This is a genomic window from Psychrobacter sp. W2-37-MNA-CIBAN-0211 (assembly GCF_040309405.1).
GTDB lineage: Bacteria > Pseudomonadota > Gammaproteobacteria > Pseudomonadales > Moraxellaceae > Psychrobacter > Psychrobacter glaciei.
On the sequence record NZ_JBEOOU010000400.1, the window covers coordinates 1 to 253 of the forward strand.

Sequence of the window (253 nt, forward strand, 5' to 3'; positions counted from 1 at the left end):
TTTTGCTCCAGTAATCTCTCTAACGCTAGGCGTAACCTTTGCTCACTTGGGGCTTGCGCCATATCGGCCAATGCCCGTTGCATTGGAATTGACAGTGGCCGGCCAAGCACTGCCATTGCTTCGGTTTCACTGGCATATAAATGCGCAACTTCAATATCAAGTTGCTGATCGCCTTTGTAGCAGCTAACGTCGGGCTTATTGGGCTCATTATGCCAAATATGGCGCATATGAATGCCATATTGCTGCTCATAAC

The 253-nt window shown here is 48.2% G+C and carries 1 protein-coding gene; it reads right to left on the bottom strand.

Going from position 1 to position 253, the window contains the following annotated elements:
• A partial coding sequence (locus tag AAEY72_RS15650; RefSeq protein WP_352311540.1) for a hypothetical protein occupies positions 1-227 on the bottom strand: 227 nt, incomplete at its 3' end.
• Positions 228-253 lie beyond the last annotated feature (26 nt).